This is a genomic window from Paenibacillus haidiansis (assembly GCF_036553665.1).
Taxonomy (GTDB): domain Bacteria; phylum Bacillota; class Bacilli; order Paenibacillales; family Paenibacillaceae; genus Fontibacillus; species Fontibacillus haidiansis.
Window position 1 is genome coordinate 106837 of sequence record NZ_JAZHPZ010000010.1, and the last position, 16927, is coordinate 123763.

Sequence of the window (16927 nt, forward strand, 5' to 3'; positions counted from 1 at the left end):
GCTGTAAAAGGTACAACTTTGGTGCTTGGGCTCGGCTTTTTCGGGAAAAAGGTTGTAAAAACTGCATCAATTGCTCACTTCGATCCTGCAGCGTACCTATGAAAAAGGCAGGCCGCCGCAGCGGTCTGCCGTCTTAAGCCGGGCTTAGTGTTTGAAATGGCGGACGCCCGTGAATACCATGGCGATGCCGTGTTCGTTCGCCACTTTGATCGACTCCTCGTCACGGACCGAGCCGCCGGGTTGGATCACCGCCGTAATTCCCGCTTTTGCGGCTTCTTCGAGCGTATCGCCCATCGGGAAGAACGCATCGGAGGCGAGCACGCTGCCTTTCGCCTTGTCTCCGGCCTGCTCGATGGCGATCTTCGCCGAGCCGACGCGGTTCATTTGTCCGGCGCCGACGCCGACCGTCATATCGTCCTTCGCCAGCACGATGGCATTGGATTTCACATGCTTAACTACTTTCCAGCCGAACAGCAGCTGCTTCAGCTCCTCCTCGGTCGGTTTGCGGTCGGTGACCACCGTCAGATCGCTTTCGCTTAAGGAATGAACATCGCTTTCCTGTACGATCATTCCGCCGTCGATCGAAGTAACGACAAACTGGCTGCTCCGGCTCCCCGCTGCTTGCAAATTGCCAAGCTTCAACAGGCGGATGTTTTTCTTTTTCGTTAAAATTTCCAACGCTTCCGGCGTGAATCCCGGCGCCAAAATAATCTCCAGGAAAATCTCCTTCAGAAGCATCGCCGTATCCTCGTCAATGATCCGGTTGGCCGCCACGATGCCGCCGAAAATCGAGACCGGATCGGCATCATAGGCTTTCCGGTAAGCTTCGTAAATGCTTGCGCCGACACCGACGCCGCACGGGTTCATGTGCTTGACGGCGACAACGGCCGGCTCCTCGAATTCCTTCACGATTTGCAGCGCCGCGTTCGCGTCGTTGATATTGTTGTACGACAGCTCTTTGCCGTGCAATTGCTCCGCTGTCGTGAGCGTGTCCGCCGCGGCCAGCGGCTTGCGGTAAAACGCCGCTTTCTGATGCGGATTTTCGCCATAACGAAGGTCCTGGATTTTCTCGTAAGTTACCGTGTAGCGTTCAGGCAGCGGGTCTCCCGTCACCTTCGACAAATAATCGGAAATCAGCGCGTCGTAAGCCGCGGTATGACGGAATACTTTAGCCGCCAGCCGCTTGCGGGTTGTAAGTGTCGTGTCCCCGCCGGCGCGAACTTCTTCAATGACCGCGCCATAATCGGCCGCATCGACAACGACGCTGACAAAAGCATGGTTTTTGGCCGCCGAACGCAGCATGGTCGGTCCGCCGATGTCGATGTTCTCGATCGCGTCCTCATAGGTAACGTCCGGTTTGGCGATCGTCTCCTGGAACGGATAAAGGTTGACGACGACGAGGTCGATATAATCGAGACCGAGCTCCTTCATCTGCGCCTGATGCTCCGCACTGTCGCGAACGGCCAGCAAACCGCTGTGCACGGCAGGGTGGAGCGTTTTTACGCGCCCGTCCAAAATTTCCGGAAAGCCCGTGACTTCGGAAATTCCGATCACCGGGACCCCTTCCTTCGACAAAAGGTTTTTCGTTCCCCCTGTCGAAATAATCTCCACACCCAACTGTGACAACTCGCGGCAAAATTCAACGATGCCTGTTTTATCCGATACACTGACCAGCGCTCTTTTGATACCCACGTTTGGCTCCTCCTTTATTGATGGCGAATTTATCCCGATATTTCTCGGGAAATATCGAAACCGGAAGGAATATCCGGTTATTTAATGTTGAAAGATCCTACTGCAGAACCGTTACTTTTCTGCCGTCCACGATGACTCGCCCCTCGGCAAACCACGACACCACCTGCGGGTACAGCTTTTTCTCCGCCGCATGGATACGCTCCTCCAAGGCGTCGAGGCTGTCATCCGCCAGCAGCGGAACCGCCTCCTGAGCCACGACCGGGCCGGTATCCATGCCCCCGTCTACGAGATGCACGGTCACTCCCGTTACTTTAACGCCGTAATCCCAGGCTTGCCCGATCGCGTTTTTGCCCGGAAAAGCGGGCAGCAGCGACGGATGAATATTAATCATTCTGCCCATGTAACGATCAACTAGGACAGCGGTCAGCAGGCGCATATATCCGGCAAGCACAATGAGATCTACCTCTCGCCGTTCCAGTTCCGCGGCAATCTCCGCTTCGTAATCCTCCCGCCGCTCATAATCCTTGGGATTGAACAAAAAAGTGTCCACACCGGCTTGCCGCGCCCGCTCCGCGACCGGGGCCAGCGGCTTGTCGCAGACGAGCAAGACGATTTCCGCAGATCCCAGCCCAGCTGCGCGGGAAGCGTCCAGCAGCGCTTGGAAATTGCTCCCCTGGCCGGAAGCGAACACCGCGATCCGGTACGAGCACGACATTACACTTCCGCTCCCTTAAAAGTAACGATCCCTTCGCCGGGAGTAACCCGGCCGATGACGTACGGCGTTTCGCCGGACGCGCGGAGGGCGGATAAGGCGGTTTCCGCATCGCGCTCGGCGACGACGGCGACAAGGCCGATACCCATGTTGAAGGTGGTAAACATGTCGCGGTTGCCGACCTGTCCCTTTTGCTGAAGCAGCGAAAAAATCGGCAAGATCGGCCACGAGCCGTAGTCGATTTCGACATTCACGCCTTCCGGCAGCACGCGCGGAAGATTCTCGATAAAGCCGCCGCCGGTAATGTGAGCCATCCCTTTGACCTCGACTTGCGCAAGCAGGTCAAGCACCGGCTTCACATACAGCTTGGTCGGTGTCAGCAGCACGTCGCCCAGCGCGGCGCCGTCAAGCTCCGCCAGGCGGTCCTGCAGGCCGTAGTCGGCTTCTTCCAGCAGCAGCTTACGCACCAGCGAGAAGCCGTTGCTGTGCACGCCGCTCGACGCCAGGCCGATCACCGTATCGCCGGCGGCGATGGTGCCGCCGTTCACGATTTTGCGCTTGTCGACTACGCCGACAGTAAAGCCGGCGATGTCGTATTCGCCGTCGGCATACATGCCCGGCATTTCCGCTGTCTCGCCGCCGATCAAGGCGCAGCCCGATTCCCGGCAGCCGTTGGCGATGCCGGCGACGATCGCCTCGATTTTCTCCGGCACGACTTTGTCGCAAGCCAAATAATCGAGGAAGAAGAGCGGCTCTGCGCCCTGAACGACGATGTCGTTTACGCACATCGCCACCGCGTCGATCCCGATCGTGTCGTGTTTGTCCATCGCGAACGCGATTTTCAGCTTGGTACCGACGCCGTCCGTTCCCGACACAAGCACCGGCTCCTCGTATTTGTCTTTGTTCAGTCCGAACAAAGCCCCGAAGCCGCCCAAATCCGTCATCACTTCCGGACGAAACGTCCGTTTGACGTGCTTCTTCATCCGCTCTACCGCTTCATTACCTGCCGCGATATCCACCCCGGCGTTTTTGTAAGCTTCAGACACGTAAGGACACTCTCCTTAACATAAAGTTATTTGTCGAACAATCGGTGATCATTAGCATAAGTCAGATGCAGCTTGTATCTGTTACTTGATCAGCAACTTAAAACCCGTATCTTGTTGTATTTGTGGCTCCGCAACTAATATCCGTAACTTGTATCTGTAACTTGTATCCCTAACTTGTATCTGTAACTTGCTTCAGTAACTTACTTCAGTAACTTACTTCAGTAACTTACTTCGGTAACAGTGTCTCTGTCACTTGTACTTGCAAATGGCCATCTATGACTTGTACCCTTAACTTTATCCGCCACCACTCGTATCGCAACTCTGCAATTTGAGCTAACAAGGTAGGCCACCAGGGACTATATTTGCCAGTTGTCTCCATAATGACGCGGACCAGATAACTAATAAACCTTAACTCTATTACCAGACGCGTGTTCGCACACCAAACTGCGAATAAATAACTGGAAAACCTACAGTTATTTGAGCAATCTCGCACACTTCGGTCAAAATAACTGGAAAATCTACAGTTAATTTTGCGAAAACAGCCGCAGTTCAAACAAATGGTCCAAATTAACTGGAGGAAATCCAGTTAATCCTATAAAATCCGAGACTGAGGCAAAATTAGCTGGAGGAAATCCAGTTAATATCGAGGAGGCACTGCCAACCGGATCTGAGATGAGTCAGCACATCCGGCCAGTGGCCTGCCTGCCTACCAGCCTGCCAGCTTGCCCGCTTGCCAGCTTGCCCGCTTATCAATCGCGCCAATTATTTAACCCCATGAAGCAACTAAATCAGCAGGTGCAGCCGAACTTCTCCTCGCCGTCAAAATCGGTCCGGGTCGGATAATCGTTGTCGAAGCAGGCCATGCACAGGCCACCCTTGTAGTCGTCCTGGTTGTCGCCCGCGACCGCGCGGATCAAGCCTTCCGGCGTCAAGAACTGAAGCGAATCCGCGTTGATCTCCCGGCGGATTTCTTCAACCGACTTCGCGGACGCGATCAACTCGCCGCGGTCCGGCGTATCGATCCCGTAGAAGCACGGGTTCTTGAACGGCGGCGAGGTGATGCGCACATGCACCTCGGCCGCCCCCGCTTCGCGCAGCAGGTTGACGATGCGCCGCGACGTCGTGCCGCGGACGATCGAGTCGTCGATCATGACGACGCGCTTGCCCTCCACCACGCGGCGGACGGCGCTCAGCTTCATCTTCACGCCCCGCTCGCGCAGCTCTTGGCTCGGCTGGATGAACGTCCGGCCGGTGTATTTGTTTTTGATCAGACCGAGCTCATACGGGATGCCGGTCTGCTCCGCGTAGCCGATGGCGGCGGAGATGCTGGAGTCGGGCACGCCGGTCACCACGTCGGCGTCGACGAACGACTCCTGCGCCATCACCTGCCCCATCCGCTTGCGCGCGGAATGCTGGTTCGAGCCGTTGAGATCGCTGTCGGGGCGCGAGAAGTAGATATACTCCATCGCGCACAGCGCCTTGCGCCCCGGATCGGCGAAGCGGTCTTCGCGCAGACCGTTCTCGTCCAGTACCAGCAGTTCGCCCGGCCGGATGTCGCGGATCGTCTCCGCGCCGACCACCTCGAACGCGCACGTCTCGGACGAGAACAAGTACGCGTCGCCGAGCCGCCCCATCGTCAGCGGGCGCAGCCCGTTCGGGTCGCTGGCGACGAGCAGCTTGTCGTTCGTCAGCAGCAGGAAGGCGAAGCCTCCGACAAGCTGACGCAGCGCGTCCTTGGCCGCTTCGACGAAATCCTTCGGCGACCGCGCGATTAAATGCGCGATCACCTCCGTGTCGCTCGTCGTCTGGAAGATCGAGCCGCTTTGTTCCAGCTCGCGGCGGATTTTCGGCGCATTTACGATGTTGCCGTTCGTCGCCACCGCCAGGTCCCCGTCGCGGTATTTGAACACGAGCGGCTGCGCATTCGCGAGCCCGCTGTCGCCGCTCGTCGAATAGCGCACATGGCCGATCGAGCGATCACCGACAAGCGAGGCCAGCTTGTCACGGTCAAACACCTCTTTGACCAGCCCCATCCCGCGATGGTAGCTGAACGACTTGCCGTCCGTCACGCAGATTCCCGCGCTTTCCTCTCCCCGGTGCTGCAGGGCGTGCAGTCCGTAATAGGACAGCGAGGGCGCATCGGAATGTCCGAACACCCCGAACACGCCGCATTCCTCTTTGAGCTTGTCGAAAATATCGCTCCTACCCATGCCCTCATTGTAATAATCGCCCGTCCAAAGGTCCTGCCGATTCTTCCGCATTACTTCATCAGACATGGAATGGTGTCCTCCCAGACCGCCTTAAGTCCTTCTACCGGTCTGTTCAGGGCGGGGGCTCCGCCTACAGTGATGACCAAGTCGCTGCCGGCCACCTGTCCGATCCGCTCCACAGGCACGCCGTGAGAGGCGATGTATTCCTGCAGCTCCTCCGCTTGATCCGGGGAAGCCGAGAGCAGAATCCGGGACTGCGATTCACTGAACAGAGCCACATCGGGACGCAGCGGGGAATTGAAATCAACCTTCGCGCCCAAACCGCCGCTGATGCACGATTCCGCCAGCGCCACGGCCAGGCCGCCTTCCGCCAGATCGTGCGCGGAGCGGACGAGGCCGCTTTGAATCGCGCCGAGCACGGTGTCGAGCAGCCGCTTCTCCACCGCCAGATCGAGCCGCGGCGGCCGACCTTCCGTCACGCCATGCACGACCGCCTGGAATTCGCTGCCGCCAAGCTCGCCGAACGTTTCGCCGAGCAGGAAGATCACGTCCCCTTCGGCCTTGAATCCCTGGGTCGTAATATGATCCGTATCATGCACCAGGCCGACCATGCCGACGACCGGCGTCGGGTAGATGGCCCCCTTGGCGTTCTCATTGTACAGGCTGACATTGCCGCCGATGACCGGCGCGTCCAGGACGCGGCAAGCTTCGGCCATGCCGTCGACCGCCTGCTCCATCTGCCAGAAAATTTCCGGCTTCTCCGGACTGCCGAAGTTCAAATTGTCCGTGATCGCCAGCGGTTCCGCGCCCGAGCACACGATATTGCGCGCCGCTTCACTGACCGCGATCTTTCCGCCGACCTCGGGGTCCAGATAAACGAACCGGCCGTTACAGTCGGTCGTCATTGCCAGACCCTTGCGAGTACCGCGGATCGTCACGACCGCCGCGTCCGAACCCGGACGAACCGCCGTGCTGGTGCGGACCATGTAGTCGTACTGGTTGTAGACCCAGGCTTTGCTCGCCACCGACGGCGAACCCAGCACTTGTTCCAGCGCCACGCCCAGATCGCTCACTTGCTCATAACGCAAAGTATCAACACCCGCATTTTGCTCGTAATAAGCAGGTACCGCGGACGGCTTGTCATAAATCGGGCATTCGTCAACGAGCGCGGTCACCGGCATATCGCCGACAATCTCGCCGTGATGGAACAGCTTCAAACGCCCGTCGTCCGTCACCTTGCCGACTTTGGCGCAAATCACGCCCCAGCGTTCAAAAATCTCCCTCGCCTGCGCCTCATCCTTCGGCTCGACGACGAACAGCATCCGCTCCTGGGATTCCGACAGCATCATTTCATAAGCCGTCATGCCTTCTTCACGCTGCGGCACCTTGTCGAGATACAGCTCCAGGCCGTTGCCCGCCTTGCTCGCCATCTCCGCGCTGGAGCAGGTGAGTCCGGCTGCACCCATGTCCTGGATTCCGAGCACGATGCCCGTGTCGATCAGTTCCAGGCAGGCTTCCATGACCAGCTTCTCCATGAACGGATCGCCGACCTGCACCGCCGTCCGCTTCGCTTCCGACTCTTCCGTCAGCTCTTCCGAAGCGAACGTCGCGCCGTGAATGCCGTCGCGGCCCGTAGGAGGACCTACGTAGAACACCGGATTGCCGACGCCTTTGGCCACGCCGCGCTGGATTTTGTCGTGATCGATCAGTCCGACGCACATCGCATTGACGAGCGGATTGCCGTCATAGCTTTCGTCGAACACGACCTCGCCGCCCACCGTCGGAATGCCGATGCAGTTGCCGTAGCCGGCGATGCCCGAGACGACGTGCTCGAACAAATATTTCACACGCTCATTATCCAAATTGCCGAACCGCAAAGAGTTCAGCAGCGCCACCGGTCTTGCACCCATGGAAAAAATATCGCGGATAATCCCGCCCACGCCCGTCGCCGCGCCCTGGTAAGGCTCCACAGCCGAAGGGTGATTGTGGCTTTCGATTTTGAATACGACCGCCTGGTTGTCGCCGATATCGACGATCCCCGCACCTTCCCCGGGGCCCATCAACACGCGCGGACCGCTCGTCGGAAAACGGCGCAGCAGCGGCTTGGAATTTTTATAAGCACAATGCTCGGACCACATGACGCTGAATACGCCAATCTCCGTGTAATTCGGTTTGCGACCGAGGAATCCGCAGATCAGCTCGTATTCGCTGTCGGAAACGCCCATCTGTTTGTAAATTTTCTGCTCCGCGATTTGCTCCGCGTTCGGTTCCTTAACGGACACTTGCTGACTCATGCCGATCCCTCCATGCCTTTAGTATCGAAGTAAACATTTTTTTGCCGTCTTCGGAGCCGAGCAGTGCGTCTACAGCCCGCTCCGGATGGGGCATCATCCCTACGACATTGCCGCGCCGGTTGGAAATGCCGGCGATATCGTCCACCGAGCCGTTCGGATTATTGACATATCGGAAAATGATCTGATTATTCTTTTTAAGTTCAGCCAAAGTGGCTTCATCACAATAATAATTGCCTTCGCCGTGGGCGATCGGAATCGTGATCTCTTCTCCCGCCGCGTACTGCGCCGTAAACGGATTTTCGTTGTTTTCGACGCGGAGCACGGTGTCGTGGCAGCGGAATTTCAGCGACATGTTGCGCCGCAGTGTTCCCGGCAGCAGTCCGGCCTCGGTCAAAATCTGGAATCCGTTGCAGATGCCGAGAATATATTTGCCCTCTTCGGCAGCCTTCGCCACTTCCGCCATCACCGGAGCGAACCGGGAAATGGCGCCGCAGCGGAGGTAGTCTCCATAAGAGAACCCGCCCGGCACGAGAATGCAGTCATAGGCGGAGAGATCCGTAGCCGTGTGCCAGACGTAATCGACGGGCTCGCCTAGCGTATCTTCCACCGCTTTGTAGCAGTCGATATCACAGTTGGAACCGGGAAATACGAGTACCGCGAATTTCATCGGTCAACCCTCCAATTCAAAGCGGTAATCTTCTACCACCGTATTGGCCAGAAGCTTTTCGCACATCGCTTTGACGCGCGCTTCAGCCTCGAAACGATCGCCGGTATCCAATTGAAGCTCCATATACTTGCCGATCCGTACGCTGTCCACTTCCCTGAATCCCATGGAATGCAGCGCTCCTTGTACGGCAACCCCCTGCGGATCAAGTACGCTTTGCTTGATGGTGACATAAATGCGCGCTTTCATCATTTCCTCGTGTTCCTCCTAGTGTTGGATTGGTTATCTATCTGAAAAATAATTACCGAAGCTCTTGTCCCGTCAGCCGGCGGAAAATATCGCGGTAACGCCGGGTCGTTTCCTCTACCACCTGCGGCGGCAAAGGATCGGGACGGCTGTTTTTGTCCCAGTCGGAATTGGCCAGGTAAGTGCGGACCGGCTCTTTGTCCATGCTGTCGATTTCGATGTCGAGCGCATAGTTTTCTTTCGCCCAAAAACGGGAGGCATCCGGCGTGAAAATTTCGTCAATAAGGATCAATTTGCCGTCTACAAGACCGAACTCAAGCTTGCAATCCGCCAAAATAATCCCGCGCTCTTCGCAGTAATCGCGGGCGAAGCCGTATAGCTCCAGGCTGCGGCTACGGAGCTGCTCCGCCAAGTCCGCGCCGACCTTGTCCGCCATCGCCGCGAACGAGATGTCCTCGTCGTGGCCGACGTCGTTCTTGGCCGCGGGCGTAAAGATCGGCTCCGCCAGCTTGCCGTTCTTGCGCAGGCCTTCCGGCAGCTTGATGCCGTTGACCTCGCCGCCCGCAACGTACTGGCGCCAGCCGCCGCCGGTGACATAACCGCGGACGACGCACTCGATATCGATCCGCTCCGCCTTGCGCGTCACCGTGATCCGGTTGCGTAAAAGCGCCCTATGCTCACTCGGAATGACATCGCCGAGCAGCTCGACATCGGTATGGATCACATGATTGTCGATCAGCTCTTTCGTCCGCTCAAACCAGAACGCGCTCAGGCGGTTCAGCACATTGCCCTTGTCCGGCACGGCCGGATCGAGCACATAGTCGAATGCGGAAATCCGGTCCGTCACCACGATCAAATAATGCTCGCCAAGATCGTACAGCTCGCGAACCTTGCCCTTGTACAGCAGCGGGGCGTTTACGAGCCCCTCCGCCGTGGAAATTGCCGGTGTTGACATTTCACTGTCCTCCTCGTTTCTTGCTTCGCTTTTTGATTCGTAAGCGAAAGTTGTAACGAACTCCAGAATCCTTATTGGCCGGATTTCACCTGTATAAATTTTGTAAGGAATCATATAAACCTTAATCCGTGGGAGAGTGCGTAAATTAACCTTTTTCCCGGCGAATAAGACTCCTACGGTTCGTTAGAAATATTCAAACGGGCAAATACGGCATATAGCGTTCGTGGAGTTCGTTAGCCTGGTACTCCCGCCAATTACTCAATCAAGCCCAGCTTGCGGAAAATCGTATCCACATGTTTCAGATGCCAGGCCGGGTTAAAGGCGTCTTCGATCTCTTCCTTGCTCAGCACGGACGTGATTTCCGGCGTCTCTTCGATAATGTCGCGGAACTGGCGCTGGGTCTCCCAAGCCTGCATCGCGCGCGGCTGCACGGTGTCGTAGGCCTGCTCGCGGCTGAAGCCTTTGTCGATCAGCTTCGTCAGCACGCGGCCAGAGAACGGCACGCCGAAAGTGCGGCCCATGTTGCGCTTCATGTTCTCCGGGAATACCGTCAGGTTCTTCACGATATTGCCGAAGCGGTTCAGCATGTAGTTAAGCAGCATCGTCGCATCGGGGAGAATGACGCGCTCCACCGAGGAATGCGAAATATCGCGCTCATGCCACAGCGTCACATTCTCGTAGGCCGAGATCATATGGCCGCGCAGGACGCGCGACAGGCCGGAGATATTCTCGCAGCCGATCGGGTTGCGCTTGTGCGGCATCGCGGACGAGCCCTTTTGCCCTTTCGCGAACGCCTCTTCCACCTCGCGGAACTCGCTCTTTTGCAAAGCGCGGATCTCGGTCGCGAATTTGTCGAGCGACGTGGCGATCAGCGCCAGCGTCGCCATGTATTCCGCGTGGCGGTCGCGCTGCAGCGTTTGCGTCGAGATCGGCGCCGGGCTCGTGCCAAGCTTGCGGCACACGAATTCCTCGACGAACGGGTCGATGTTGGCGTAGGTGCCGACCGCGCCGGAAATTTTGCCGAACTGTACATTGTCGGCCGCGCGGCGGAAACGCTCCAGATTGCGCTTCATCTCTTCGTGCCAAAGCGCCATTTTCAGGCCGAATGTGGTCGGCTCGGCGTGTACCCCGTGCGTACGGCCCATCATCGGCGTGTCTTTATAAGCAATCGCCTTGTCGCGCAAAATCTCGATAAAGTTCACGATGTCTTTTTCCAAAATTTCATTTGCCTGCTTCAACAAATACCCGAGTGCCGTGTCGACGACATCCGTGGAAGTCAGTCCGTAATGCACCCATTTGCGCTCCGCGCCCAGGCTCTCCGAGACGGCCCGCGTAAAGGCGATTACATCGTGGCGCGTTTCCTGTTCGATTTCATAGATCCGGTCGATATCGAAAGACGCGTTTTGCCGCAGCAGCACCACGTCCTCCTTCGGAATCACTCCGAGCTCGGCCCAAGCTTCGCAGGCGCAGAGTTCGACTTCCAGCCATGCCTTGAACTTGTTTTCCTCGGTCCAAACGGCCCGCATTTCCGGTCTGCTGTAACGTTCAATCATAAATGCTGATTCCTCCAAATGTTAGTTTGCTGTATAAAATCAAGTCCGTCCCGCACATCCCCGCAGAGCAAATTGATATGCCCCATTTTGCGTTTGGGGGCCGAGCCGTTCTTTCCATATAAGTGTACTTTCGGAATCACGTTAAATCCAGTCGTTGCCGCCGTATCCGGCACATCCGCCAATCCGCTTTCGGCATCACTGAGCCATTGCCCCGTAACCACGGCCTCCGTCACCGCGTCCAGATGCTCGCCCAGCACGTTGACCATGACGACCGGCGTTCGCAGCGTCGTCTCGCCGAGCGGCAGATTGCATACCGCCCGGACATGCTGTTCAAACTGCGAGGTGGCGCAGGCTTCCATCGTGTAGTGGCCCGAATTATGCGGGCGCGGCGCCAGTTCATTGACGTACAGTTCTCCGTCTCCCGTCAAGAACATCTCCACCGCGAGCAGCCCGACCGCTTCCATCGATTCGGCGATGCGGGCGGCGAGCCGCTCCGCTTCCTTCAGGACCGATGCATCGGCCCGCGCCGGCACGATCGAAACATGGAGAATATTATCCACATGAATATTTTCCGCAACCGGGAACGTCTTAATCTCGCCGCGCGGGCTGCGCGCCGCAATGACGGACAGCTCCTTCACGAACGGGATGAACTGCTCCAGCACCAGCTCCGTCCCCGCGCGGCTCAGCTCGGCGTAAGCCGGGCCGATCTCTTCCTCGGAGCGGATCACCCATTGGCCTTTGCCGTCGTAACCGCCGGTCGCCGTCTTCAGCACCGCCGGCAACCCGAGCCGGTCAGCCGCAGCCCGCAGGTCGTCCTCGCTAGCGATTTCCGCGTACGGCGCCACCTTGGCCCCGGCGGCTTCGACCGCCCGCTTCTCCCGCAGCCGGTGCTGGGTCGTATAGAGCAGCCGACTGCCCTGCGGCACGTACGCCTCTTCTTCCAGCAGCGCGGCGACCTCCGCGTCCACGTTCTCGAACTCGTACGTGATCACGTCCGCGCGCTTCGCCAGCTCCCGGGCCGCCTCCTGGTCGCCGTAGCCGGCGACGATCTGCCCCGCGACCTGACCGCACGGCGCCTCCGTCGTCGGGTCCAGCGCGATGAAGCGGTAGCCGAGATTGCTGCCGGCCAGCGCCATCATCCGCCCGAGCTGGCCGCCGCCGAGTACGCCGATCGTCGATCCGGGCCGGATCACCCGGTCCTTCCGTTCCTTCGCGGCGCTCATGATCTTTCCGCCTCGAAGGTCAGCTCGCTGCTGCTGGCCAGCACCGCGTCGCGCAGCCGGTCCCGGCGCTCCTGAAGCCGCCCGGCCAGCGCGGGATCGAACGCGCCGAGCATCTGGGCTGCGAGTAATCCGGCGTTGGTCGCCCCGGCTTTGCCGATCGCCACCGTCGCCACCGGGATGCCGCCCGGCATCTGCACGATCGACAGCAGCGAGTCGAGGCCGTTCAGCGCCGCCGATTTCACCGGCACGCCGATGACCGGCAGCACGGTTTTGGCGGCGACCATGCCCGGCAAATGCGCCGCCCCGCCGGCGCCCGCGATGATTACCTTAATGCCGCGGCCCGCCGCTTTTTCCGCAAACTCAAACATAAGATCCGGCGTGCGGTGCGCGGATACGACTTGTTTTTCATAAGGAACTTCCAGCTCCTCCAAAACGGCGCAAGCGTGCGACATCGTCTCCCAATCCGATTTGCTCCCCATGATTACGGCTACTTGTGCTGACATGCTTCAACCCGCTTTCTATTAATTTATGGAAATTCGCCGTGTTCCCCGAGAAGCCGGGCAAACGGCCTTACAAAAAAAGTCCAGGACATCATGAAAATAACGTGTATTTTCATAGTTCCGGACCCGAAGTGGATACGCTCTATTTGACCGGGGCGAAACCGACAGACATCCTCCGCTTCCGGCTCCATCGCCAAGATAAGCAAATAAGTTGTCCGCATAAAAAACAACCTGGCCATGTGACGTATTCACTCGTAGTCCGAAAATTTAAGGTTTTCAGGTAGAGACTTCCGGGCCATATCCCCGGTATTATACGAGATATTATAAATTTTCAATCATTCGACGTTTTCCCGTCGTGCTCTTTCAGTGTACCAATCTCCTACAAGGTATGTCAACTCAAACACGAACATTAAAATAATGTAAAATCCGAATGTTCGGTTTTTGCGCATGCGATATTTTAATCAAAAAAAGAAACCCCGTTTGCGAGAACGGAGTTCCTGATGAATATCCCGATTATTTGACAACCAGCACCGGGATGCGTGCATGCTGAACGACATTATGGCTGACGCTGCCGAGTACGAATTCGCGAATACCGCCAAGTCCGCGGCTGCCGATGACGATGACGTCATTGCCGTGCTCCTTCACGTAATCGAGGATCGATTCCGCCGGCGCGCCCTGAATCATCTCGACATTGGCCTCTACGCCGGCTTCCTCCAAACGCTTCTTCGCTTCTTCGACCGTCTTGTCGGCCAGCTCGTAGAAATCCTGATTGATGTTGGCCGGAATCGGCGCAAAGCCCTCCGCGATGTAGAAACGCGGGAAATCGAACACATGCAATACATCAAGGGTCGCTCCCGGCGAAGCTTTGACCAGCTCGACCGCTTTGTCAAGCGCTTTGTTGGCAGCTTTGGAACCGTCATAGGCGGCTACAATTTTAGAGAACAACATAGGAAAGCACCCTCTTTTCTAATAAGTATGTACACCATTAAACCTTGGAAACTTGGAATGAAACGAAATACCCGCTGCAAGCGCGGAAGGCGTCAGGCCAAAAAATAACCGTAAAGCAGGGCGTTCAAGAGCAAAAGCAGCGGAATCCCGATCCGGAAGCTGGCATGCTTCGTCTTATGCCGCTTCAGGTTCATCGCCACGAGCACCCCCAGCGCGCCGCCGATCGCGGCGAGCAGGAACAACGTCTTTTCGGGTATGCGTTCTTTCCTTTGTCTGGCCCGGCGTTTGTCGTCGGACATGACGATGTAAGCCACGGCGTTGATAAAAATAAACCAGACCAAAAGGCCCGTCCACATACGGATCTCCCCTCGCATCAGCCTTGGAAAACCTTTACCTTCCTTGATTCCATTATACCGCTAATCCCGATAATTCGCTAATAAAAAGCTCCCCGTCACGGGGAGCTCCGGCATCAGGATTCCTGCTTCGGAATCTCGTTCAGGCTGGGTGGAAACTCTCTCTGTTTGTTCGGCTTGAGCGGGACCGTTTCCTCCAAAATGCTGGATTTGTTCTGCCGGTTCTGGGTCTTCTCAGCTTTGTTATGCGGCACAAGCTCACCTCCGGCTATAGTATCCCGAGCCGTTTCCTCTTTTATCCGCGGGGGCCTCTATCTTTTCGCTATTCGTTCTTTTTCTCCAGGGCGGCTTTCAGCAGGTCCCCGAGATTGTTGCCCAAGCTTTCCTGCTTGGCGTACTGCTTGACCAGCTTTTGCTGTTCCCGCTTGTTGACGTGCTTGGCATCCTTGTTCACGACTTCGGTGATGCCGCAAGACAGGCATTGTACATACAGCCCCGCTTTGCCTTCTTTCAGTTCCATCTTTTTGTGGCACTGCGGGCAGCGCCGGTTGGAAAGCTGCTTTTCCCCCGAGCGGCGGTATCCGCAATCCTCGTTCGGGCAAACGAGCAGCAGGCCGCGCTTCGATTTTTTCTCCAGCAGCCGGGTGCCGCAATCCGGACAATGGCTGTTCGAGACATTGTGCGGCTTATAGGTGGCCTCGCTGTTTTTGACCCCCCGCACGAGGTCTTCAGCCATCTTGCGGATGCCGCCCAGGAACGGGTCCGGCTTGCCCTGGCCGCGGGCGATCCGCTCCAGCTCCGCCTCCCATTTCGCCGTCAGCTCCGGGGAACGAAGATCGGCGGGAGCCAGCTCGATCAGCTGTTTGCCTTTGCCCGTGGGATGCAGGACGGACCCTTGGCGTTCGATCGTATCGGAGCTGACCAGCTTCTCGATAATATCCGCCCGGGTAGCCGGCGTGCCGAGGCCGTGCTTCTCCATTTGCGTCAGCAGGGCCGCCTCCGTATAGCGCTTCGGCGGCTGGGTCCGCCCGCTCCGCAGAAGGCAGCGCTTCACGGTGACGGTCTCGCCCTCCTTGAGCTCCGGCAAAGCGGCCTCACCGTTCCCTTCCCGGTCTTCGCGGTCCTCGTCCTCGTCGGATTCGTCCACGGCCTGCCCGTCATAGACGGCACGCCAGCCGCTGTCCCTGATCGTGACGCCTTTGGCGTACAGCTTCTCCCCGTCGATTTCCACGGTAACCGATACATTGTCAAACCGGGCCGGAGGATAGAACAGGCTGATAAACCGCCGCACGATCAAATCGTACAGCTTGCGCTCCTCCGTGTTGAGCGCGTTCAAAATTACGGTCTGCTCCGTCGGGATAATCGCGTGGTGGTCGGTCACTTTGCTGTCGTCGATCACCCTTTTCCCAAGCTTGAGCGGCTTCTTGAGCAGCGGTCTGGCCAGCGGCGCGTAAGGCCCTACCGCCACGCTGGTCAAACGCTCCTTCAGCGTATCCGCCATATCGGAGGTGAGATAACGCGAATCCGTACGCGGGTAAGTCACCAGCTTGTGCTGCTCGTACAGCCGCTGCAGTACATTGGACGTCTGCTTCGCGGAAAATCCGAGCATACGGTTGGCGTCCCGCTGCAGCTCGGTAAGGTCGTACGCCTGCGGGTGCGGGACCTGCTTCTCACTCTTGCTCAAGCCCACGATCCGCCCCTTGCGTCCTTCCAGCTTGCGCTGCAAATCAGCCGCCTTCGCCGGCTCGAAGATCCGCGCGTCTCCGCCGCCGGCCCGCCATACCGCCTCGAAGGAGCCGAGATCGGCGCGCAGCGTCTGATACTCCTCCGACCGGAAGGACAGGATCTCGCGCTCCCGCTGCATGATCATGCCGAGCGTCGGCGTCTGCACCCGTCCGGCCGACAGCGGAGAGCCGAACTTGCAGGTCAACGCCCTCGTGACATTGAGGCCGATCATCCAGTCCGCCTCCGCACGGCAGCGCGCCGATTGATACAGCCGGTCGTACTGGCTGCCCGGCTTCAGCGCGGCGAACCCTTCCTTGATGGCCTTGTCCGTTTGCGAAGAAATCCACAGCCGCTTGAACGGCTTGTTCCATTTCGCCATGTCCATGATCCATCTCGCCAGCAGTTCGCCTTCCCGGGCGGCGTCCGTCGCGACGATCAGCTCCCCGATGTCCTGACGGCGCATCAGCTGCGCAACGGCTTTGTACTGGTGGCTGCTCTCGCGCAGCACCTTCAGCTTCATTTTGCCGGGAAGTATCGGCAGGTCCTCCAGCGACCAGGTGCCGAACTTGCCGTCGTAGTCCTCCGGCTCCGCTAGTCCTACCAAATGGCCCAGCGCCCAGGTCACGATATATTTCGGTCCTTCAAAATGGCTTTTATGCTTATCGCGGCTTCCCATCACCCGGGCGATCTCCCGGGCAACCGACGGTTTCTCCGCCAATACCAATGTTTTCATTAAAGTGATAGCTCCTTTCTTTGCCTCCCCTCATTATATCATTGCCCGGCCTCTTATCCGAGTGCAGCCGGCA

At 57.9% G+C, this 16927-nt stretch carries 15 protein-coding genes and 1 riboswitch; all 15 genes read right to left on the minus strand.

The features are described from left to right. Positions 1–144: 144 nt before the first annotated feature. Positions 145–1692: a bifunctional phosphoribosylaminoimidazolecarboxamide formyltransferase/IMP cyclohydrolase gene (gene purH, locus V3851_RS18430; RefSeq protein ID WP_331848027.1), complete on the minus strand. Its 1548-nt coding sequence runs from the start codon at positions 1690–1692 to the stop codon at positions 145–147. 97 nt (positions 1693–1789) lie between these two features. Beyond that, positions 1790–2407: a phosphoribosylglycinamide formyltransferase gene (gene purN, locus V3851_RS18435; RefSeq protein ID WP_331848028.1), complete on the minus strand. Its 618-nt coding sequence runs from the start codon at positions 2405–2407 to the stop codon at positions 1790–1792. Then, positions 2407–3450 carry a phosphoribosylformylglycinamidine cyclo-ligase gene (gene purM, locus V3851_RS18440; protein WP_331848029.1) on the minus strand — a complete coding sequence of 348 codons (1044 nt, stop codon included), beginning with the start codon at positions 3448–3450 and terminating at the stop codon, positions 2407–2409. Before purM ends, purN begins: the two co-directional genes overlap by 1 nt. Positions 3451–4238: 788 nt before the next feature. Beyond that, positions 4239–5726, minus strand: a complete 1488-nt coding sequence (gene purF, locus V3851_RS18445; protein WP_331848030.1) for an amidophosphoribosyltransferase — start codon at positions 5724–5726, stop codon at positions 4239–4241. Next, positions 5711–7954: a phosphoribosylformylglycinamidine synthase subunit PurL gene (gene purL / locus V3851_RS18450; protein ID WP_331848031.1), complete on the minus strand. Its 2244-nt coding sequence runs from the start codon at positions 7952–7954 to the stop codon at positions 5711–5713. The genes purF and purL overlap by 16 nt, the downstream gene beginning before the upstream one ends. After that, positions 7932–8621 (minus strand): phosphoribosylformylglycinamidine synthase subunit PurQ, encoded by a 690-nt coding sequence (gene purQ / locus V3851_RS18455; protein ID WP_331848032.1) that lies wholly within the window; start codon positions 8619–8621, stop codon positions 7932–7934. Before purQ ends, purL begins: the two co-directional genes overlap by 23 nt. A gap of 3 nt (positions 8622–8624) precedes the next feature. Then, a complete protein-coding gene (purS, locus tag V3851_RS18460) occupies positions 8625–8870 on the minus strand; it encodes a phosphoribosylformylglycinamidine synthase subunit PurS (protein WP_331848033.1) in 246 nt (81 codons plus the stop codon). Between the two features lie 49 nt (positions 8871–8919). Beyond that, complete coding sequence (locus tag V3851_RS18465) at positions 8920–9819, minus strand: phosphoribosylaminoimidazolesuccinocarboxamide synthase (protein WP_331848034.1); 900 nt, start codon at positions 9817–9819, stop codon at positions 8920–8922. A 254-nt stretch (positions 9820–10073) separates the two neighbouring features. Then, entirely contained in the window at positions 10074–11372 is a 1299-nt protein-coding gene (purB, locus tag V3851_RS18470) for an adenylosuccinate lyase (protein ID WP_331848035.1), read from the minus strand. Next, complete coding sequence (gene purK / locus V3851_RS18475; RefSeq protein ID WP_331848036.1) at positions 11369–12595, minus strand: 5-(carboxyamino)imidazole ribonucleotide synthase; 1227 nt, start codon at positions 12593–12595, stop codon at positions 11369–11371. Before purK ends, purB begins: the two co-directional genes overlap by 4 nt. Next, positions 12592–13098: a 5-(carboxyamino)imidazole ribonucleotide mutase gene (gene purE / locus V3851_RS18480; protein WP_331848037.1), complete on the minus strand. Its 507-nt coding sequence runs from the start codon at positions 13096–13098 to the stop codon at positions 12592–12594. The genes purK and purE overlap by 4 nt, the downstream gene beginning before the upstream one ends. Positions 13099–13330: 232 nt before the next feature. Continuing rightward, a riboswitch (purine riboswitch) is annotated at positions 13331–13432 on the minus strand. A 176-nt stretch (positions 13433–13608) separates the two neighbouring features. Then, a complete protein-coding gene (locus tag V3851_RS18485) occupies positions 13609–14043 on the minus strand; it encodes a universal stress protein (RefSeq protein WP_331848038.1) in 435 nt (144 codons plus the stop codon). Positions 14044–14135: 92 nt separating this feature from the next. Next, complete coding sequence (locus tag V3851_RS18490; protein WP_331848039.1) at positions 14136–14399, minus strand: DUF1294 domain-containing protein; 264 nt, start codon at positions 14397–14399, stop codon at positions 14136–14138. A gap of 113 nt (positions 14400–14512) precedes the next feature. Further along, the gene (locus V3851_RS18495; RefSeq protein WP_331848040.1) at positions 14513–14650 is read right to left on the minus strand and encodes a hypothetical protein; all 138 of its coding nucleotides are present in this window, start codon (positions 14648–14650) and stop codon (positions 14513–14515) included. A 68-nt stretch (positions 14651–14718) separates the two neighbouring features. Then, complete coding sequence (locus V3851_RS18500; protein ID WP_331848041.1) at positions 14719–16854, minus strand: DNA topoisomerase III; 2136 nt, start codon at positions 16852–16854, stop codon at positions 14719–14721. Positions 16855–16927: the final 73 nt, after the last annotated feature.